This is a genomic window from Novosphingobium fluoreni (genome assembly GCF_014196615.1).
Lineage (GTDB): Bacteria > Pseudomonadota > Alphaproteobacteria > Sphingomonadales > Sphingomonadaceae > Novosphingobium > Novosphingobium fluoreni.
This window is the reverse complement of record NZ_JACIDY010000003.1, coordinates 234,306-252,711: the sequence shown is the minus strand read 5'-3', so window position 1 is coordinate 252,711 and position 18,406 is coordinate 234,306. Positions and strand designations below refer to the sequence as shown.

18 protein-coding genes and 1 tRNA gene are annotated in these 18,406 nt (G+C 63.6%); 6 read left to right on the top strand and 13 right to left on the bottom strand.

Going from position 1 to position 18,406, the window contains the following annotated elements; translation table 11 throughout:
- Positions 1 to 8: 8 nt before the first annotated feature.
- On the bottom strand, positions 9 to 1,313 hold the full coding sequence (locus tag GGR39_RS08385) for a sugar MFS transporter (RefSeq protein WP_183616708.1): 1,305 nt from the start codon (positions 1,311 to 1,313) through the stop codon (positions 9 to 11).
- A 117-nt stretch (positions 1,314 to 1,430) separates the two neighbouring features.
- Between GGR39_RS08385 and GGR39_RS08380 the strand changes: the two genes are divergently transcribed.
- Both GGR39_RS08380 and GGR39_RS08375 read left to right on the top strand, forming a co-directional pair.
- Positions 1,431 to 2,060, top strand: a complete 630-nt coding sequence (locus tag GGR39_RS08380) for a molybdenum ABC transporter ATP-binding protein (protein ID WP_183616707.1) — start codon at positions 1,431 to 1,433, stop codon at positions 2,058 to 2,060.
- A gap of 52 nt (positions 2,061 to 2,112) precedes the next feature.
- Positions 2,113 to 3,630 carry a phospholipase D family protein gene (locus GGR39_RS08375; protein ID WP_183616706.1) on the top strand — a complete coding sequence of 506 codons (1,518 nt, stop codon included), beginning with the start codon at positions 2,113 to 2,115 and terminating at the stop codon, positions 3,628 to 3,630.
- 42 nt (positions 3,631 to 3,672) lie between these two features.
- Here GGR39_RS08375 and GGR39_RS08370 read toward each other — a convergent pair whose 3' ends face one another.
- The 7 genes from GGR39_RS08370 to GGR39_RS08345 all read right to left on the bottom strand — a co-directional run bounded on the left by GGR39_RS08370 (position 3,673) and on the right by GGR39_RS08345 (position 9,799).
- A complete protein-coding gene (locus tag GGR39_RS08370) occupies positions 3,673 to 4,242 on the bottom strand; it encodes a fasciclin domain-containing protein (protein ID WP_183616705.1) in 570 nt (189 codons plus the stop codon).
- A gap of 11 nt (positions 4,243 to 4,253) precedes the next feature.
- Positions 4,254 to 4,871 carry a hypothetical protein gene (locus GGR39_RS17215; RefSeq protein WP_246388584.1) on the bottom strand — a complete coding sequence of 206 codons (618 nt, stop codon included), beginning with the start codon at positions 4,869 to 4,871 and terminating at the stop codon, positions 4,254 to 4,256.
- On the bottom strand, positions 4,865 to 5,314 hold the full coding sequence (locus tag GGR39_RS17210) for a hypothetical protein (protein ID WP_246388582.1): 450 nt from the start codon (positions 5,312 to 5,314) through the stop codon (positions 4,865 to 4,867). The genes GGR39_RS17215 and GGR39_RS17210 overlap by 7 nt, the downstream gene beginning before the upstream one ends.
- 193 nt (positions 5,315 to 5,507) lie before the next feature.
- Positions 5,508 to 5,583: transfer RNA gene (locus GGR39_RS08360), tRNA-Thr, on the bottom strand.
- Between the two features lie 71 nt (positions 5,584 to 5,654).
- Positions 5,655 to 7,385: a DUF885 domain-containing protein gene (locus tag GGR39_RS08355; protein ID WP_246388502.1), complete on the bottom strand. Its 1,731-nt coding sequence runs from the start codon at positions 7,383 to 7,385 to the stop codon at positions 5,655 to 5,657.
- An 86-nt stretch (positions 7,386 to 7,471) separates the two neighbouring features.
- Positions 7,472 to 8,368 (bottom strand): hypothetical protein, encoded by an 897-nt coding sequence (locus tag GGR39_RS08350; protein ID WP_183616702.1) that lies wholly within the window; start codon positions 8,366 to 8,368, stop codon positions 7,472 to 7,474.
- Positions 8,369 to 8,479: 111 nt separating this feature from the next.
- Positions 8,480 to 9,799, bottom strand: a complete 1,320-nt coding sequence (locus GGR39_RS08345; RefSeq protein WP_183616701.1) for a replication-associated recombination protein A — start codon at positions 9,797 to 9,799, stop codon at positions 8,480 to 8,482.
- Positions 9,800 to 9,865: 66 nt separating this feature from the next.
- Here GGR39_RS08345 and GGR39_RS08340 point away from each other — a divergent pair, with 66 nt between their 5' ends.
- A complete protein-coding gene (locus GGR39_RS08340; protein WP_343055833.1) occupies positions 9,866 to 10,327 on the top strand; it encodes a hypothetical protein in 462 nt (153 codons plus the stop codon).
- Positions 10,328 to 10,374: 47 nt separating this feature from the next.
- Here GGR39_RS08340 and GGR39_RS08335 read toward each other — a convergent pair whose 3' ends face one another.
- On the bottom strand, positions 10,375 to 11,526 hold the full coding sequence (locus tag GGR39_RS08335; RefSeq protein ID WP_183616700.1) for a glycosyltransferase family 4 protein: 1,152 nt from the start codon (positions 11,524 to 11,526) through the stop codon (positions 10,375 to 10,377).
- A 127-nt stretch (positions 11,527 to 11,653) separates the two neighbouring features.
- Positions 11,654 to 12,187, bottom strand: coding sequence for a hypothetical protein (locus tag GGR39_RS08330; RefSeq protein WP_246388500.1), 534 nt, complete (start codon positions 12,185 to 12,187; stop codon positions 11,654 to 11,656).
- Positions 12,188 to 12,435: 248 nt separating this feature from the next.
- Between GGR39_RS08330 and GGR39_RS08325 the strand changes: the two genes are divergently transcribed.
- Positions 12,436 to 13,290, top strand: a complete 855-nt coding sequence (locus tag GGR39_RS08325; RefSeq protein ID WP_183616698.1) for an outer membrane protein — start codon at positions 12,436 to 12,438, stop codon at positions 13,288 to 13,290.
- Positions 13,291 to 13,390: 100 nt separating this feature from the next.
- Here the strand turns inward: GGR39_RS08325 and GGR39_RS08320 are convergent, their stop codons facing one another.
- Together GGR39_RS08320 and typA are read right to left on the bottom strand one after the other, a co-directional pair.
- On the bottom strand, positions 13,391 to 13,762 hold the full coding sequence (locus tag GGR39_RS08320; protein ID WP_183616697.1) for a hypothetical protein: 372 nt from the start codon (positions 13,760 to 13,762) through the stop codon (positions 13,391 to 13,393).
- A gap of 298 nt (positions 13,763 to 14,060) precedes the next feature.
- Complete coding sequence (gene typA / locus GGR39_RS08315; protein WP_058736099.1) at positions 14,061 to 15,893, bottom strand: translational GTPase TypA; 1,833 nt, start codon at positions 15,891 to 15,893, stop codon at positions 14,061 to 14,063.
- Positions 15,894 to 16,090: 197 nt separating this feature from the next.
- Here typA and GGR39_RS08310 point away from each other — a divergent pair, with 197 nt between their 5' ends.
- Positions 16,091 to 16,552 carry a DUF805 domain-containing protein gene (locus GGR39_RS08310; protein WP_058736100.1) on the top strand — a complete coding sequence of 154 codons (462 nt, stop codon included), beginning with the start codon at positions 16,091 to 16,093 and terminating at the stop codon, positions 16,550 to 16,552.
- A gap of 107 nt (positions 16,553 to 16,659) precedes the next feature.
- Positions 16,660 to 17,259 carry an arylesterase gene (locus GGR39_RS08305; protein ID WP_343055831.1) on the top strand — a complete coding sequence of 200 codons (600 nt, stop codon included), beginning with the start codon at positions 16,660 to 16,662 and terminating at the stop codon, positions 17,257 to 17,259.
- 40 nt (positions 17,260 to 17,299) lie between these two features.
- Here the strand turns inward: GGR39_RS08305 and recF are convergent, their stop codons facing one another.
- Complete coding sequence (recF, locus tag GGR39_RS08300) at positions 17,300 to 18,388, bottom strand: DNA replication/repair protein RecF (RefSeq protein ID WP_183616695.1); 1,089 nt, start codon at positions 18,386 to 18,388, stop codon at positions 17,300 to 17,302.
- Between the last annotated feature and the right edge of the window lie 18 nt (positions 18,389 to 18,406).

The following is an 18,406-nucleotide window of genomic DNA, read 5'->3' as shown; positions in this document are numbered from 1 at the left end:
GCGGAAGGTCAGGCGGCCTGGATCACAGGCCGCCTGGCGTAAAGTCCGTAGGCCAGGATCACGGCATAGCACAGCGCCGGCAGGCCTAGCGCGATGGACAAGCTGGCGGTGGCATCGGCCAGGTGCCCCGTGATCGGTGGAATGATCGCGCCGCCCACGATCGCCATGCAGATCACGCCAGAGCCGTCCGCCGCCTTGTCCCCCAGGCCTTCGCAAGCCAGGCTGAAGATCGTGGGAAACATGATGGAGTTCATCAGGCCGACTGCAAGCAGGCTGTAGGCGGCCAAAGCGTCGGTGCTGTTGGCGGAAATCATCAGCAAGACGATCGCGCCAAGCGCGTTGCAGGCCAGCACTTTACCTGGCGACGTCAGGCGCAGCACGGCCGATCCGATGAAGCGGCCGATCAACGCACCGCCCCAGTACAGCGGGATCAGCTTGCCCGCCGCCTGTTCTGACATGCTCAGAACATGTTGCTGCTCCAGATAATTCACGATCAGCGAACCAATCGCCACTTCGGCACCGACATAGAGGAACAGGGTAATCGTACCGAGCGCAAAACGCGGGCGGCGCAGCAACGTGAACCCGGCAAGCGCCGACCCGTTATCGTGATGCTCCCCCTTCAAACGGTTGCGCTGCCACCAGACCACGCCCGCAACGACTAGCAGCGCGATCGCTAGGCCGATGTAGGTGTGGACCACCACGCGCGTCTCGGCCACGCGATGGGCGGCCAGCGCCGCGCCTTTCAGCGTGGCGGGATCAACTTGCGCCAGGCTGCCCAGGATCAGCAGTGAACCGACGTAGGGAAAGACCGTCGTTCCCAAGGAATTGAAAGCCTGTGCGAAAGTCAGGCGTGAACCGGTCGTCTGCGCCGGTCCCAGCAGAGAGATGAGCGGGTTGGCGACGACTTGCACCACGGTGATTCCGGCCGCGAGCACGAACAGCGCGATCAGAAACACGCTGAAGGTGGCGCTGGCGGACGCCGGGATGAACAGCAGGCACCCGGCCATCATCGTCAACAAGCCGAATGCCGCCCCGCGCATGTAGCCCACCTTCTTCACCAAGATGGCGCCCGGGATCGAGATCAGGAAGTAGGCCGCGAAAAAGGCTGACTGCACCAGCATTGCCTGCCCGTAGCTGAGGGTGAACAGGTCCTTGAGCTTGGGGATGATGATGTCGTTCAGCGAGGTGATCCCGCCAAAGATGAAGAATAATGCCATCACGAATACGCGCAGCTCCGGCGCATCGATGTTCGACCCCTGGCCGGTTTCGACCTCGGGATCCGTGCTGCTGTTTACGGTGGACGCTATCGTCATCTTTGGCCCTCATCCTCTCGGATCGGCAGGACTAGCAGGCGAAATGTGGGTTGGCTTCCCTCATCTGCTCGGCAGGCGGTGCTTGGCGGGCATTGCGGTGCTGCTATGGCGGGCATGATGAGTTTCGATATTGATATTATCCTCAAGCGCGGCGATCGCACGATCACCACGTCCGTTCACGCCGCCTCAGGCCTGACGGCTTTGTTCGGCGCGTCGGGCGCGGGCAAGACCAGCGTGCTGGACGCGGTGGCCGGGCTGATCAGGCCGGAGCGCGGAACGATCGTGGTGTCAGGGGAAATCTTGTTCGACACGGATCGGGGAATCGATCTGCCGCCGGAGCGGCGCGCCTGCGGGTACGTTTTTCAGGATAGCCGCCTGTTTCCGCACAGGACGGTGGCTCAGAACCTGCTCTACGGATTCAATTTGGTGGCAGAGGATCGGCGCTGGTTACAGCCCGAGCGGGCGATCGCGTTTCTGGGGATCGCCCATCTGCTGGACCGGATGCCGCGCAACTTGTCCGGCGGGGAGGCGCAGCGGGTCGCCATTGGCAGGGCTTTGCTGGCCGGGCCGCGGGCTTTGCTGATGGATGAGCCCCTGGCATCACTGGACGCAGCGCGGCGCGAGGAGATCATGCGCGTGATCGAACAAGTGCGCGACGATCTTCGCCTGCCTATCCTCTATGTCAGCCACGATCGTGCGGAGGTGAACCGCTTGGCCGATCGGGTGATCGAGATGCCTGGGTGGTAGCGGCAACCAGCGGGGCGCTGCCGCATTGTTCGGGCGTGGGGATTATCGCATCATGAAGCGCCTGCCGTTCAAGCTGCCGCCGCATCGCGCGGCTCCGGCGACACACGCCGATTTCGATACCGGCCATACCACCCTCGGCCAGGAGGTGGAACGGCGCAGCCCGGATGACGATGACCTGTCCGGGCTGAAGTTGTTGCGCGAAGGGAAGGACGCTTTTGCCGCGCGCGTCCTGCTGGCTCGCTCCGCCGAAGTCACCTTGGATGTGCAATACTACATCTGGCACGATGATCTTTCCGGCTCTCTGATGCTGGACGAACTGGAGGCGGCGGCCGATCGCGGCGTGCGTGTGCGATTGATCGTGGATGATGTCGGCACGGCACGGCTGGACGATCGGCTGGCGTGCCTGGCGACCCATGCCAATATCGAGGTTCGGATCTACAATCCCTGCGCCATCCGTTGGCCCAAGTCGGTCAATTACCTCTTCGCCTTTCGGCGGCTGAATCGCCGGATGCACGCCAAGAGTTTCACCGTTGACAGCCAAGCGACCATCCTGGGCGGCCGAAACATCGGTGATGAATACTTCGCGGCGCGCACCAAGGGTCTGTTCGCCGACCTGGACGTGCTGGCCGTGGGAGCGATCGTGCCCGATGTCTCCAAAGCGTTTGACGGCTACTGGAACGGGCCGGACGTGCGGCCCGTCGGCGACATCGTGCGCCACCCCAAGCCCTCGCGCGTCCAGAAGGTGAAGGCGGCGGCGGCAAATCTCGCCGGCAGCGAGCGGGCCGAGCGATATCGCGAGGCGGTCCAGTCGCGCAAACTGTTTGGCGAGCTGATCGACGGCACCGTCACCATGACGTGGGCTTGCGTGAAGCTCGTGAATCACGATTATATTCACTCCGGATCGCGCACCGGCCCGATCGATTTGCGCGCGCTCATGCCGGCCTGCCTCGATCTGCCGGAGAGACAGCTGGATGTGATCTCAGGCTATTTCGTGCCGACGGCGCAGGGCACGCACGAACTGGCCACGCTGGGGCAGGGGGGCGTGGCGATCCGCGTCCTGACCAATTCGTTCGCGGCAACGGACGTAGGCTTCGTCCATACCGGCTACGCGCCAAGGCGGCGGGCACTGCTGCGCGGGGGTGTGCGCCTGTTCGAAATGCCCGCGCCGGACGACAAGCCCAAGACCGCGCGCAAATTCGTGCGGACACGCTCTGCCAGGGCGCGGTCGTTCCGAGCGGACGGCCGCAGCCTGCATGCCAAAGCGATCGTGGTGGATGGGCGGCAGGTCTATATCGGCTCTGCCAACTTCGACCCGCGATCGGTGCGCCTGAATACCGAAATGGGATTCCTGATCGAATCGCCCCCGCTGGCAAAGGCAATGACTCATTCATTCGACCAGGATATCGAAGGCAACGTCTATCGGCTTTCGCTCACGGAGAGCGGAATGACCTGCTGGTTCGACGATCGTGACGACGATACGGAGTGTGAGACGACGGAGCCGGGAACTTCGATCATCAGCCGCGTAATCGTCGCCGCGCTCTCAAAGCTGCCACTGGAAAGCTATCTGTAAGGGGCGGGGGAGTGCGCACGGCGCTGTCCCCGCCGCACGTGATCAGATCTTTTTCAGCACGGTATCGATGGGCAGGGCGATGCTGCCTTTCCCGGCAATCGGATCACCGCCTAGTCTGGCCGTGGCGCCTCCTGCCGTCGTGACAGTCAGCGCGTTGCCATCTTTGGCGAACGTCAGTTCCTGCCCCGCCATGGACTGCATCTTGATCGTCCCGCTCTTGTTCTTCTCGATGGCCTTGGCGATGTCGGTCGGCGTCAGATAGCCCGGCAGGATATGCCCTTTGAGCAAGGCCGCCAAAGCCGCCGTGTTTTCCGCGCCGATCAACTGCTTGCCCGCATGGCCCAATTTACCGAAAGCGTCGTCGGTGGGGGCCAGCAAAGTGTAGCTGCCCTTGCTGGCGAAGATGCCGCTTAATCCGGTGACTTTCAGGGCCTCCGCAGTGTTCTGCTGCTGGTCGGTGTCCTCCAGCAGTGCGGCCACCGACTTGTCGGATGGCTTCACCGCCGCAGATGCGGTCGCGGTGGGAGCGGCCTCCGGTTCTTTCTTGGAGCAACCGGCGAGAAGCACGGTGCCGGCAACCATCGCCTGCAGGGCGATCATACGCTTTTGCATCGCAGTTCCTCTTACGTCAGCAATTGGATGGCGGCCTGCACCAACTGGGTCGTGGGATCGATCTGATAGATCGTCCCGTCGCTGTAACGATAATTCGCCTCGTCCGTGTCATAGTAACGATCGCGGTAATCGTAGGGCACGTTGTACGCGTCATACCCTTCCGGCATGGCTTGGCCGATCGCGATGTCGCTGCCTGTCAGCAATGCTATGACGTTGCTGATCTGCGAATTGCCGGGATCTACGCCGTAGATCGTATCATCATAGTACCGATACGAATTTGACGGTCCGAGATCGTAATAGTCGTTATAGTACTGCGGCAGCGCGACCGGCTCATAGGCGGAAGGCCATACCTGGCCCAGCGACAACGCACCGCCCAGCAGCGGGATGTAGCTGAGCACCGAGCTCCCACTAGTGCGCAGCAGGTATCCGTCCGAATAGCGGTAGTCATTGCCCCAATCGGAACCGTACCAATCCGGGCGATACCAGGCTTCCTCACGCGGGCGCAACAGACCGGGCGGATTGCAGCCGTTGTATTTGCGCGCCAGCCCCGGCGGGCAGCCACGGAAAACGTCGGCTTGGCGGGGCGGAGCGAACGAACCCCAGCTATAGTCGCCAACGCGTGTCACCACGCGCGTGCGCCGGTCTTCCGGCACGGCGAAACGTCGAGGGCCGTCGGGCCCCGGGCCGCCGCGCCATGTGTCAGGCCCTGGCGCTCGGCCATCAGGGTCTCCCCGAAATTCCGGCCCGCGCTCTGGGCCGCGGCCCCGTCCCGGCCCATCGCGATCGGCCCACTCAGGACCGCGATCAGGCCCGCGACCGGGACGATCATCGGGCGCACGACCGGGGCCGCCGCGTGGTCCATCCCGGTCTGGGCCTCCGCGTTCCGCTCTTCGCTCAGGACCACCGCGCTCGGGGCCGCCCCGCTCGGCCTGCGGCGGGCCGCCACGATCACGTCCGGGGCCACCAGCATCCCGCCCTGGTCCACCGCGAGGGCCTTCACCACCGCGACCACCGCCCGGTCCACCGCCGGGTCCACCCGGGCCTCGACCTTCGGCACCAGGGCCGCCGCCACCGGGAGGGCCGCCGGGGCCGCCTTTACCGCCGCCGGGATCAGCGATCGCCGCGCCGGCAAGCAAAGCCAGGGCGGCAGCGGAAGTCGTCAAAAGGCGAACGCGCATGGTTAATCTCCTTGCGCGTTCAAAACGTAACTTTTGCTAGGTCGTTCCCGCCAGCCACACGCTTTGAGCGATCGGGTGGCGCGGAAATGGTGCCGGCTACAGGATTCGAACCCGTGGCCCCCTGATTACAAATCAGGTGCTCTACCAACTGAGCTAAGCCGGCCCGCGATGAAGCGGTTGCGGCGCCCCATACCGCGAGGAGGGGGCGCCGGTCCAGTGGCTTTGCAGCATACGTCAGAAGACGGCGCGCGGCTCCGGTTCGTTCATCATCTGCTGGCGGATCAGCGGGATTGGCGCGCCGCCAAACCCGAGGAAGGTGTCGTGGAACGATTTCCACGCCGCCTTGCCGCCACGTGTGGCGGTCCAATCGTCACGCAGCTTACGGATCATCAGCTTGCCTAGGGTGTAATTGAGGTAGGCCGGATCGTAAGTGCCGCGCGCGGCTTGCTGCTCTGCGGTGCCTTCGGTCTGGTAGCACTCCTTCTCGAACATCTCTTGCGACTGCGCCTGCGTCATGCCGCGCGCATGCATGCCCACGGCGGAGAGGAAGCGGCAATCCCGCAGCAAGGCGTTCGAGATCTGGCCGACGTGCACCCCGGCGTCGCCATTGCCGAGGCCCGCTTCCCACATCATCTCTTCAGTGTAGTGCGCCCAACCTTCGGCATAGGCGTAAGGTACGAAGATGCGTGCGATCCACGAAGGCGCGCGATTCGAATGCAGGAACTGCAGGAAGTGCCCCGGCATGACTTCGTGCACGCTGGTGAACAGCAGGTCGTTCTTGCCGGGGATATAGTCCTGCTGCTTCTGCTTCGACCAAGCCGGATCGGGTGGCGAGATGTAGTAGATCGACGGGATACCCTTTTCGAACGGTCCCGGCGGGTCGATGTAAGCGCTGTTCTGTCTGTTATAGGGCGGGCTCTCGCGGACCAGAGCCTGCTCGGTGCCGGGGATGGTGGCGAGATCCTTTTCGCGCACGAACGCGGTCAGCTCCGGGATCTGCGCGGCCGCCGCGGCCACGGGGCCTTCCTTCGGCTTATCGGCGTTGAGCTTGTCAAAGCACTGCGCGATCGATTTGCCGGGCGTGTATCGGGCGCAGGCGAGCTTCAGCGCTTCCTGGTTGCGCTTGAGATCGGCACGACCGATCGCCTCGATCTGATCCAGCGGAAGGTCGACCATTTCGGTCTCCTTCAGCATCTTCGAGAAACGATCCGCGCCCATTGGGAAGTTCTGCGTCGCGCTGGCCTGCTGCGTCTTCAGCCACGCGGTGAGGTCCGCCATGGCCTGGCCCGCCTTTTCGGACGATGCCTTGAACTCGGCCTGGAGCGCCGGGTCTGCCACATCGGCGAAAGCGGTACGCGCGTCGCCGCGGTAATATTCGGCGAAACCTCCGAAGCCCGCCACGCCGTACTTCACGAAACTGGCCGGAAGCGGCGTCTTCAGGTTGGCGCGGATGTTGGCGGCGGCCGTGGGGACCGCGTTGAAGAAGTTGATCATCGCCCGCATCCGCGTCGGCTTGTCGGCATATTCGCGGCTGACGTAGACGTTGGGATCGAGCCCGCCGGTGATGTACCAATCAGGGTTGTTGTGCGGGCGATCCGCGTCGACGATCCAGAACAATTCCCGCCGGGCGTAGGAGACGAGGTTATCGCGCTCCATGGCATCCTGCGGCGAAAGGTTGGTGTAAGCGCCAGCGTCGCTCACCACGGAGCGCAGGAAGGCGATACGAGTGGCCAAGCCGGCCTCGCTCCAGTCCGGCAATTTGCCATCGAACCGGTGATCGCCCTGATAGACCGCGGTCGAAGGATCGAGCGTGAACCACTGCTGGATGGTGGCCTGCACGAAGTCCTTCCAGGCGGCTTGGGAAGCGGGCTGGGTGGGTGGCGGCGAATTTTCGGCAACCGGCGGCGCGGTAGCGGTTGTGCATGCGCTGAGCGCCAGGCAGGCGATCCCGGTCAGCAATGTCATTCTTGTTTTCATTGGCGGCCCCTATGATGAACGCGCGAAGGGGTGCCCGCCATTGACGACCACCCCCTCCCGGCGCGAAGTCTGATCTAAGCCGCGCCGAACGTCCACCCCTCTGTAAGCGCTATTTTCTCGGTCAGTTCGGGCGGATGCCAAAGCGCCTTGTCGTCGGCATGGCGGCGTAGCCACGCGGCGGTCAGCAAGGCGTCGGTGCTGTGATCATCCAGCGGGCCGGACAAGCCGGTGGGCGGGGAGCCCAGCTGTACCAGCGCTGCATCCAGGTCCGCGCCGTCTCGAATCTTCGAACGGCCGGCGCGGCGGCTGGCGGCCAGCGCGGCGATGGCGGTATAGATTTCCACGACCACCGAGCCGTTTGCGGGAATGTCCCGCCCATCCACCGGCCAAACGAAAACCTGGCTCCGCAGTTGATGAAGCAACCGCATCCCGGTCAGGCTGGATTTTCCGACTTGCGCCGCGCCTACCAGGTTGAAGTTGCTATACGGCTTGCACCCGGCGCGCTCCTGCGCGGTTTCGGTCACGCGGAAGCGGCCGCGCCGATGGGCGGTGGCCGATAGATGAAAGCGATCCCCTTCGCGCCCACCGTGCCGCCGGAAATAAGGACTGAGATCGGGATGATCGACGAAGCTTCCGGCGCCCAGGTTCGGATCGTCGGAGCAGATCGTGTCGATCAACGCCCACAAGGCCGGGGCATCGGCGGGAGACCGCTCCCACCCGGGGAAGAAAGCCCCGCCGTCTGCGAAGGGCAGAGATATGCCCAGGTCCATGCCGACCAGCGTATCGGCAGACAGGTCGTGCCGCAGATGGCGCAGAACCATCTCGCGCGACCAATGGCGATGATCCGGCGGCGTGAGCAGGCGGGGGGCGTCTTCCTCGATCGTACATTGCGCCAGTGCGATACCCGGCTGGCGCGGGCCGACTGCGCCCGACCAGTCGATGGCCAGGAAGTTCGCGAAACGTGGAGTCATTGGCCGGGCAGCATCCGCGTCCCGTTCGCGTCGAGCGAAGTCGAGACATCCCAGAGAGATAGGCCTGAATGCTGTGGGATCGTCTGACGCATATTCAGGCGCACAAACGCGTCATTCCTCGCGCCGCTCACGGCGCTTCTTCTCCCACCACTCCATCCGTTCAATCACCTGTCGCTCGAAACCGCGCGGCACCGGCTTGTAGTACGTCTGAGGTTCCATCTCTTCGGGCCAATAGTCCGCGCCTGAGAATCCATCGGCGGCGTCGTGATCGTACGCGTAATCCTTGCCGTAGCCGATGTCCTTCATCAGCTTGGTTGGCGCGTTGAGAATGCTGGCCGGCGGCATCAGCGATCCAGTCTGCCGTGCCGACTTGAACGCCGCTTTCTGCGCCGCATAGGCAGCATTCGATTTGGGCGCGGTGGCGCAATAGAGGCACGCCTGCACGATGGCGAGTTCGCCTTCCGGCGAGCCCAGGAAGTCGTAAGCGTCCTTCGCCGCCAGGCACTGGATCAGTGCCTGCGGGTCTGCCAGGCCGATATCCTCGCTGGCGAAGCGCGTCAGGCGGCGCAAGACATAGAGCGGTTCCTCTCCCGCCGTCAGCATACGCGACATGTAGTAGAGCGCCGCTTGCGGGTCCGATCCGCGCAGCGATTTGTGCAGGGCAGAGATGAGGTTGTAGTGCCCCTCCCGATCCTTGTCGTACACCGCCACGCGACGTTGCAGGAAGCTGCCCAGTGCCGCCGGGTCGAGCGGGGCGACCAGCTTCGCGGCATAGAGCGTCTCTGCCTGGTTCAACAGGAACCGCCCATCGCCATCTGCGGATGCCACTAGCGCCTCCCGCGCTGCGGGCGTCAGGGGCAGGGGGCCTTCCAGTTCCTCTCCCCGCGCGAGCAGGGAGCCAAGCGCTGCCGCATCCAGCCTGTGCAGGATCAGGACCTGGGCACGGCTGAGCAAAGCCGCGTTCAATTCGAAGCTGGGGTTCTCCGTCGTCGCACCGACAAGCGTAACGGTGCCGCGTTCGACGTAAGGAAGGAAGCCGTCCTGCTGCGCCCGGTTGAAGCGATGGATTTCATCCACGAAAAGCAGCGTGCGCTGCCCGGCCTTCGTCGCGATATCAGCCTCCGCGAACACCTTCTTGAGGTCCGCCACGCCGGAGAACACCGCGCTCACCGCGGCAAAGCGCATCCCCACCGCATCCGCCAGCAATCGCGCGATGCTGGTCTTGCCGGTTCCGGGAGGCCCCCAGAGGATCAGCGATGACAAACGTCCTGCCGCCACCATCCGGCCGATCGCGCCTTCCGGCCCCGTCACATGTTCCTGCCCCACGACCTCGCCCAGTTCCTTGGGGCGGAGGCGGTCGGCCAGGGGGGCGTCGGCGCGCGTCGGCTCGGGCGGCTGGGCGGGCAGGTCATCGGCGAATAGGTCGGCCATATCCGGCATCTAGCGATTGCCCGGTCGGATTGCATCGGCAAACCGGTGCGCCTACGATGCACCACCGTGACCATCGAACCCGACACCGCGAAACAGATCGACCCGGAGGTGAAAGCCCCGCTGCACCTTTGGGTCGTCGGCATCCTTAGCCTCCTGTGGAGCGGGTATGGCTGCTACGATTTCGTGATGACCAACGTTCGTGACGCGGGTTACCTTGCGCCGCTGCCGCCGGATATGATCGATTACCTCGATGCCTATCCGGCCTGGGTGGTGCTGGGATGGGCCGCTGGCGTTGGCTTCAGCCTGATCGGGGCGCTGTTGCTGCTGGGCCGGTCGCTGTGGGCGGCGTATGCCTTTGCCTTCTCGCTGCTGGGTCTGGCAACCACGCAGGTCTATGACTTCGCCACCCCGACCCCGCCCAGCATGAAGACCGCCGCCAACTGGGGGATGACGGGCCTGATCTGGATCGTGGCGGTAGGCCTGCTGCTCTATGCCATTCGCATGCGGACCCGCCGCGTCCTGACTTGAATGGAGCATTTTTCGGCAAGAGCCTCACGTGCCGAGATCGAGGGGCCTTAGCCGCCGGACTTGGTGCGAACGAGGCGCAGGTACGTGTCGGCGACGGCCTGGTTGATCCGATCCCAGCTGAAGTCTGCCGCTCGTCGTTCGCCGGCCTGACCATGGCGCGCCCGCAGGTCCGGGCTTTCGCAATAGGCACGTAGGGCCTCGGCAAATTGATGCACCGCGCCTGGCCGAACCAGCCTACCAGAGACCTGATCCTCAACCAGACTCTCGCTGCCGGTGGCTGCCGCCGCCACGACCGGCAGGCCACAGGCCATTGCCTCCAGGGTCACATTGCCGAATGTTTCGGTGACGGATGGGTTGAACAGCAAGTCCATGCTGGCGACCGCGCGGCCCAGGTCCGCCCCGGCCTGAAAGCCGACGAAGGCGGCACCGGGCAGGCGGCTCTCGAACCACTCGCGCGCGGGGCCTTCGCCGATGACCATCACCTTGTGCGGCACGCCCCGCCGCCGCAATGCGTCGATCGAATCGGAAAAGACGTCCAGCCCCTTTTCCATCACCAGCCTGCCCAGAAAGCCGATCACGATCTCGTCATCACCGATGCCGCAGGAGCGCCGCCACGCGTCGGAACGCGCGCCGGGATAAAAGATGTCGCGATCCACGCCGCGTGACCAGATCGAGATATCGTAGTTCATGCGCTGCTCGCGCAGCACTTGCGCCATGCTCTCCGACGGGGCGACAAGCGCATCGCAGCGGCGGTAGAAGCGGCGCAGGATCGCCTCCATCACCGGCTCGGCCCAAGCCATGTTGTAATACCGGAAGTACGTTTCGAACCGGGTATGGACCGACGCCAGGACGGGAAGCTGCCGGTTGCGGGCCCAGGATACCGCTTGATGACTCACCAGATCGGGCGACGAGACGTGGATCACGTTGGGCGCAAACCGCTTCAGGTCTCGGCGCACGTTGAGGGGCAACCACAGGGGAAAGCGATATTCGCCTCGGCCCGGGATCGGCAGCGCCCTCACACCCACCAGATCGCCCGTCGCCTCGAAGGCGGGTTCGGGTACCGTGGGTGAATAGACACGCACCGACGCGCCCTGATCCAGCATATATCCGGCCAAGCGGTTCAGCGCCTGATTGGCTCCGTCCCTGACATAGTTATAATTGCCCGAGAAGAGGGCGATGCGCAGGTCCGCGATGTCCATGGTGGCTGCGCCTTAGCGGTGCGTATCGCACTTGGCGAGCGCCGAGCGTTCAATCGCAAGACGGCGCATGAGAAAAGAGCCCGACGCACGGCCGGGCTCTCCACGTTTCGGCATTTATATGAAGCGCTTACCAGCGACCGCCGCGGCGATCCCAATCGCGTCGCTCCCAGTTTCGGCGATCACGGCGCCAGTCACCGCGATCCCAGGCCCGGTCGCGCCGGTCCCAGTCACGCCGATTCCAATCTCGACCGTACCATCCCCGGCGATCCCAGTCGCGGCGGTCCCACCGATCGTAACCACGGCCCCAGCGATCACCGCCGTAACCCCGGTTCCAGCCATATCCATAGTATCCAGATTGTCCGAAATACCGATCGCGGTAGTAGCGGCCCGGCGCACCGTCATAATAATAGTAGTAGTCGGGGTAACCAGCGACGCGCACGTAACGGCGGCTTTGGTAATAGCGGTTGTCGTAGTAGCGGCCATCGCCGCGATCGGCCAGCACCGCGCCTACCGCCAGGCCTACCAGGCCGGCACCGATCGCGATGGCGGTGTCATCACCACGACGGTCCCAATAAGGGCGTGCTTCGGCGGTTTGCACAAGGCCCAGGGACGCCACCGCCAGGGTCGCCACCGCGCTTACAGTCTTGAAAAACGTCTTCATTCTCATTCTCCCTTCCGTGCCAGCCAAGTACGGCGGATCGGCGGGCGGCTCGAATGGTCGAGCACTTTGGGTTGACCAAAAAGGCGCTGAACCGGGTCTTAACCCGCAGGTCCGGGCGTCCGCTTGATAAATGTTGCAGCGATGTCACAGGTTCCCGGTAAGCGAATATCGTGCGGAAACCCTTCAGCCCCGCAAGACTTAGTGCAGCCAAGGGCAGGGTAGTTCAGCCAATTTATCAGGAAGCTTACATGCAGATACGTTCCACCATGACCGCAATCGCTCTCGGCCTAGCCGCTGCGGTCGCAATGCCGGCTTTCGCGCAGGATGCCGGACCGGATCGCGATGGCCACTTCAGCGGCCCATACATCCAGGGGTTCTTCGGCTCTGCCTCACGCGGCAAGGATACTGGCGACTCGCTGCGTTTCGACACTAATCGTGACGGTCGCTATAATGATGTTGTAACGCTCGCCAACGGCGGCAACGCATTCGCACCAGGCTTCTGTGACGGTGCTGCTCAGGGCGCGACCCGCGCTAGCGGTTGCCGTGGTGACAAGGACGGGATCGAGTACGGTGGCCGTATCGGTTACGATTACCGCATGAACAACTTCGTTTTCGGTGGCCTCGTCGAAGCCAGCAAGAACGAAGCTGTTGACCGGACCACCGGTTTCAGCACCACCCCCGCCAGCTATACGTTCGAGCGTGAGCTGAGGTACAACGTGTCGGGTCGTCTGCGTGCAGGTTACACGCCGGGCGGCGGTGCGCTGTTCTATGTCACGGGCGGTGGCGGCATGGCCAAGATCAACCATTCTTTCTTCACCACCAACGCCGCGAATTCCTTCTCGGAAAATCGTGACGGCAAGATGGTGTGGGGCTGGCAGGCCGGCGGCGGCGCCGAGATCATGGTGACGAACAACGTCAGCCTGGGCGTTGAGTACCTCTACAATCGCTACAAGGACAACAAGTACAACGTAGCCGTTGATCGCGGAACTGCGCCTGTCACGAATCCCTTCCTGACGGGTGGCGGCAATGGTTCGAACATCAAGCTGACGAACAGCGATTTCAACTTCCATTCGCTGCGTGCGACCGTCGGCTTCCACTTCTGAGCCGATTGATCACGATGTAAAAAGGCGCCCGGCTCTTGCGAGCCGGGCGCCAGTTTGCCTGGACAGCGTGCAAGGGGAGCCGCTGTCAGGCTAAGCAAAATCAGTAACCGCGGCGGCCCCAATACCCATTGTCGTAGCCACGGCCGTAGTCGTACCCCCAATAGTCCCGCCCGCGATACTGGTTGTAGTACGGGTTCTGGCGGTAGTAATACTGGTTACGATAATAATCCCCACCATCACGATAATAGCGACGGTCGTAATAGTACCGATCGCGGTAGTGGCGGTTCGAATTGGACGCAGCAATCGCGCCGATCGCCAGTCCCACGATACCAGCACCGACAGCTATGGCAGCCGTGTCATTACCCCGGCGATTATAATCGCGATAATAGTCACGCGCCGTGGCGGGTGACGCGGTCGCCAGTGCGCTGGCGGCGAGCGTGGTAGCTAGAACTGTTTTCTTGACGAAGTCCATGATCGGTCTCCTTGCTTGACGGAGGCGTCGCCACTGCCTGGCTGTTCGCGCATCAAGTGTTGAGACTCGTATAGCGGTGCTTGGCTGAACCAATCGCGGACAGCTATTGCAGCTATTGTTCAGGAAACCGAACGCCGTTATGAACGGTCGGTGTGGCGGGTGCCCTTTTCGAGATTTTATCGATGAGGCGCGCGCGTATTTGCGCGAACTCAGAAGATGCAAAAACGGGCGAGGCGATTTCGATCGCCCCGCCCGTAATGTGGTTTGCCGGGTCAGCGGATGCCGACCCTAATTATTCTCAGGCAGCGTTCTTCTTGCGGCTGGCCTTCTTGCGCTCGTTCGGATCCAGGAGAGCCTTGCGCAAGCGGATCGACTTGGGGGTCACTTCCACCATCTCATCGTCATCGATGTACGCGATCGCCTGTTCCAGCGTCATCACGCGCGGCGGCGTGAGGCGGATGGCGTCGTCCTTGCCGGTCGAACGGAAGTTCGTCAGCTGCTTGGACTTCATCGGGTTCACTTCAAGATCGTCCGGCTTGGCGTTTTCGCCGATGATCATGCCCTCGTACAGCGGCTCGCCGACACCGACGAACAGGACGCCGCGCTCTTCAAGCGGGCCAAGCGCATAGGCAACGGCTTCACCGGCGCCGTTCGAGATCAACACGCCGTTCTTGCGACCGGCGATCGGGCCGCGGTGTGGGCCATACTTCTCGAACAGGCGGTTCATGATGCCGGTGCCGCGCGTGTCCGAAAGGAACTCGCCATGATAACCGATCAGGCCACGCGACGGGGCGGAGAACGTGATGCGGGTCTTGCCGCCGCCCGACGGGCGCATGTCGGTCATCTCGCCCTTGCGGACAGCCATCTTCTCGACGACCGTGCCGGAGAACTCATCGTCGACGTCGATCACGACGGTTTCGTAAGGCTCGGTCGGCTTGCCTTGCTCGTCGGTGCCGAACAGCACGCGCGGGCGGCTGATACCCAGTTCGAACCCTTCGCGGCGCATCGTCTCGATGACGACGCCCAGCTGAAGTTCGCCACGGCCGGCCACTTCAAAGCTGTCCTTGTCGGCGCTCTCGGTCACGCGGATGGCGACATTCGATTCCGCTTCGCGCGCCAGGCGGTCACGGATCATGCGGCTGGTCACCTTGCTGCCTTCACGACCAGCCATCGGCGAATCGTTGACGGCGAAGCGCATTGACAGTGTCGGCGGATCGATCGGCTGCGCGTGCAGCGGTTCGGTCACCGACATGTCGGCGATCGTGTTCGAGACGGTCGCGGTGGTCAGGCCGGCGATCGAGATGATATCACCCGCCTTGGCTTCCTCGACCGGAACGCGATCGAGGCCATGGAAAGCGAGCAGCTTGGAAGCGCGGCCCACTTCAACGATGTTGCCGTCGTTATCCAACGCGCGGATCGGATCGTTGACCTTCACGGTGCCGGACTGAACCTTGCCGGTGAGGATACGGCCCAGGAAGTTGTCACGATCGAGCAGGGTGACGAGGAACTTGAACGGGCCATCGACATCGGCGGCAGGCGCCGGGACATGCTCCACGATCTTTTCGAACAGCGGGGTCAGCGTGCCTTCACGCGCATCGGGATCCTCGCTGGCGTAGCCGTTGCGGCCCGACGCGTAGAGGGTCGGGAAGTCCAACTGCTCGTCATTCGCGTCGAGGCTGACGAACAAGTCGAACACCTCGTCCAGCACTTCGGCATGGCGGCCATCGGGACGGTCGATCTTGTTGACCACCACGATCGGCTTGAGGCCAAGGCCCAGCGCCTTGCCAGTCACGAACTTGGTCTGCGGCATCGCGCCTTCCGAGCTGTCGACCAGCAGGATCACGCCGTCCACCATCGAGAGGATGCGCTCCACCTCGGCGCCGAAATCGGCGTGGCCGGGGGTGTCGACGATGTTGATGCGGTAACCGTTCCACTCCACCGAAGTCGGCTTCGCGAGAATCGTGATCCCGCGCTCCTTTTCAAGATCGTTGGAGTCCATCGCGCGCTCTTCCACGCGCTGGTTGTCGCGGAAGGTGCCGGACTGGCGGAAAAGTTGATCGACGAGCGTGGTCTTGCCATGGTCGACGTGCGCGATGATCGCGATATTGCGCAGCGGAAGCGGGGCTGACATGATAGGCCTGTAAGTTCGAGGAGTGGTACCGCGATGCTTCGCTGCACCGCACAATCCGGGCGCCCTTAATCGAAATCGCCCCGTTGGGCAAGCTTGCCAGAACCAGCGAGCATGTTTCGCGTTCCATCATTTCGACTTTCGCACCCGGTTTTTACCGGTATCATCGGGATGGGTGCAATAAAAACAGGGGCCAATCCATGTTCGAATACATGATCCTGCCGTTCCGGCGTTACGCGGATTTCAGGGGCCGTTCCCGCCGGCTGGAGTTCTGGGCCTTCGCTCTGTTCAACGTCATCGTCTATGCCGTTTTGACCGCGCTGATCCTGGGTACGACCGGGTCCTGGCAATCCTTCCGCGACGTGGGAACGGACAGCTACAGCGCGGCCATGACCGTCCTGTTCGGCGGGATGGGCATTCTGTTCCTGATATACTGGCTGGCCACGATCATCCCAACCATAGCCGTCACCGTGCGCCGCCTACACGATCGCGACATGAGCGGCTGGTGGTATCTGGGCTTCGTGGTTCTTTCGATGATCCCGCTGGTCGGCTTTCTCGTCAGCATCGCCTTCCTGGTGATCACGCTGCTTCCCGGTACGCGCGGGCCAAACCGCTTCGGCCCCGATCCGAAAGACCCATCCAGCGCCGAGGTGTTCGCCTGAGCCTTGGCGTGGCGCGTCGTCCGGCACTTTGCTTTGTCTTGATAGGGATGGCGGCATTGGCCAGCTGTAACGGCGCCGCGCCACCAGACCCGAAACCTAGCGAAGACTTGGCCGACGCGCCGCCGGCAATCCCGGTGATGGGCCCTGACCGGCCGATCCTGGCTTTCGGAGATTCGCTGCTTGCGGGATATGGGCTGGACCAAGGAGACAGCTACCCGGCGAAGCTGGAGAGCGCGCTGCGTTCTCGGGGTGTGAACGCCCGGGTCGTCAACGCGGGAATATCGGGGGAGACCACGGCGCAGGGGCTGCAACGGCTGGCCTCCGTTCTGGATGCGCAGACGGCGAAGCCCGACTTGGTGATAATTAGCCTGGGCGGCAACGATATGCTGCAGGGCAAACCTCCGGCGGAGACCCGTGCCAACCTGGACCGGATACTGGCGGTGCTGAACCAGCGCGGTATCCGGATCATGGTGCTGGGGATGATGGCGGCGCCGATGTTGAGCCAGGATTATGCGCGGGATTTCAATCCGATCTATCCGTCTTTGGCCCACAAATATGGTGCGGTGCTGGTCCCGTTCTTCCTGCAGCCGTTGATGGACAAGCCCGATCTGGTTCAGCCTGACCGCGTTCATCCAACTGCGCTGGGCGTGGAAGAAATGGTGGCGGCGACGGTTGACGACGTGGCGGAGGCGCTGCCGAAAGGTTGAAGTGTTCTTCTCCGCGATGATCGAGCGGAAGACTACGTCGTCAGCGGCGCGAAACCATGCCGCCTTCTACGCTCCACACGGACGCTTCGCGCAGGATGGCCGAGAAGGGCGCCGCCTCGGTGCCGGTTAGCCATACTTGCGCCGCGCCGGCTCGCAATCGCTCGAACAAGGCTTCCCGGCGGATCGGATCGAGATGCGCCGCGACTTCGTCCAGCAGCAGCAGCCGGGGCCGACGCTCGCCGACACTCTCCAGCAGCGCCGAGTGAGCCATAACGATCGCGATCAGCATGGCCTTCTGCTCGCCGGTAGAGCAATCCGCCGCCGGTTGGTTCTTGGCCGCCAGCACGACCTCCAATTCGTCACGGTGCGGCCCGGTCAGCGTGCGTTGCGCCGCGCGATCGCGCGATCGACCGTCTCGCAGGGCGGCCGCCAGCGCATCGCGGGGCAGGGGGCCGCCCGCGCGGTACTGCAATTGCGGCCGTGCGAAAGGCGAGTCCGGCAAACTGGCGAGGGCGGCGTCCAGCCCTTCCACCGTCTCCAACCGGGCCTGCGCTACTTGCGCGCCTACCTCCGCGATTTGCGCTTCGATTGCGTCGAGCCATCGCGGATCGGGTGCTCGCTCGTCCGTGAGCATGCTGTTGCGTTCGCGAAGCGCGTTTTCCAACCGGCTAGCATTGGTGGCATGGCCGGGCCGCAGCGCCAGCACCAGCCTGTCCAGGAACCGTCGCCGTCCGCCCGCGCTTTCGGAAAAGAGACGGTCCATCGCGGGGGTGAGCCATCCGATGGAGAGCCATTCCCCCAAGCGCACGGCCGGGGCCTCCGCGCCATTGATCTGAACCACGCGCCGTCCGGGCCGGTCTTGCGCGATACCCGTCCCCAGACGCACCGGCTCGCCGAGCCCGCCAAGGTCGGCGCTGACCGCGAAGCCGCCGCCGCCGCCATGGCGGGGCATGTCGCCAAGGGCGGCGCGGCGCATTCCCCGGCCCGGGGCGAACAGCGAGATCGCTTCCAGCACGTTGGTCTTGCCGGCACCGTTTTCACCGACCAGCAAATTGAAGCGAGCGGTCCCCTCGACCTGCGTGTCGCGGTGATTGCGAAAATTGGAAAGCAGGATGCGGTCAAGCGCCATCGTGGCGCGGGCCTAGCC

Coding starts and splice junctions, on each gene's coding strand:
- GGR39_RS08380 (WP_183616707.1), top strand. CDS start 1,431: ATGAGTTTCGATATTGATATTATCCTCAAGCGCGGCGATCGCACGATC.
- GGR39_RS08345 (WP_183616701.1), bottom strand. CDS start 9,799: ATGGCCGACCTATTCGCCGATGACCTGCCCGCCCAGCCGCCCGAGCCG.
- GGR39_RS08325 (WP_183616698.1), top strand. CDS start 12,436: ATGCAGATACGTTCCACCATGACCGCAATCGCTCTCGGCCTAGCCGCT.
- GGR39_RS08385 (WP_183616708.1), bottom strand. CDS start 1,313: ATGACGATAGCGTCCACCGTAAACAGCAGCACGGATCCCGAGGTCGAA.
- GGR39_RS08320 (WP_183616697.1), bottom strand. CDS start 13,762: ATGGACTTCGTCAAGAAAACAGTTCTAGCTACCACGCTCGCCGCCAGC.
- GGR39_RS08330 (WP_246388500.1), bottom strand. CDS start 12,187: ATGAAGACGTTTTTCAAGACTGTAAGCGCGGTGGCGACCCTGGCGGTG.
- GGR39_RS08370 (WP_183616705.1), bottom strand. CDS start 4,242: ATGCAAAAGCGTATGATCGCCCTGCAGGCGATGGTTGCCGGCACCGTG.
- recF (WP_183616695.1), bottom strand. CDS start 18,388: ATGGCGCTTGACCGCATCCTGCTTTCCAATTTTCGCAATCACCGCGAC.
- GGR39_RS08355 (WP_246388502.1), bottom strand. CDS start 7,385: ATGACATTGCTGACCGGGATCGCCTGCCTGGCGCTCAGCGCATGCACA.
- typA (WP_058736099.1), bottom strand. CDS start 15,893: ATGTCAGCCCCGCTTCCGCTGCGCAATATCGCGATCATCGCGCACGTC.
- GGR39_RS08335 (WP_183616700.1), bottom strand. CDS start 11,526: ATGGACATCGCGGACCTGCGCATCGCCCTCTTCTCGGGCAATTATAAC.
- GGR39_RS08310 (WP_058736100.1), top strand. CDS start 16,091: ATGTTCGAATACATGATCCTGCCGTTCCGGCGTTACGCGGATTTCAGG.
- GGR39_RS08350 (WP_183616702.1), bottom strand. CDS start 8,368: ATGACTCCACGTTTCGCGAACTTCCTGGCCATCGACTGGTCGGGCGCA.
- GGR39_RS08375 (WP_183616706.1), top strand. CDS start 2,113: ATGAAGCGCCTGCCGTTCAAGCTGCCGCCGCATCGCGCGGCTCCGGCG.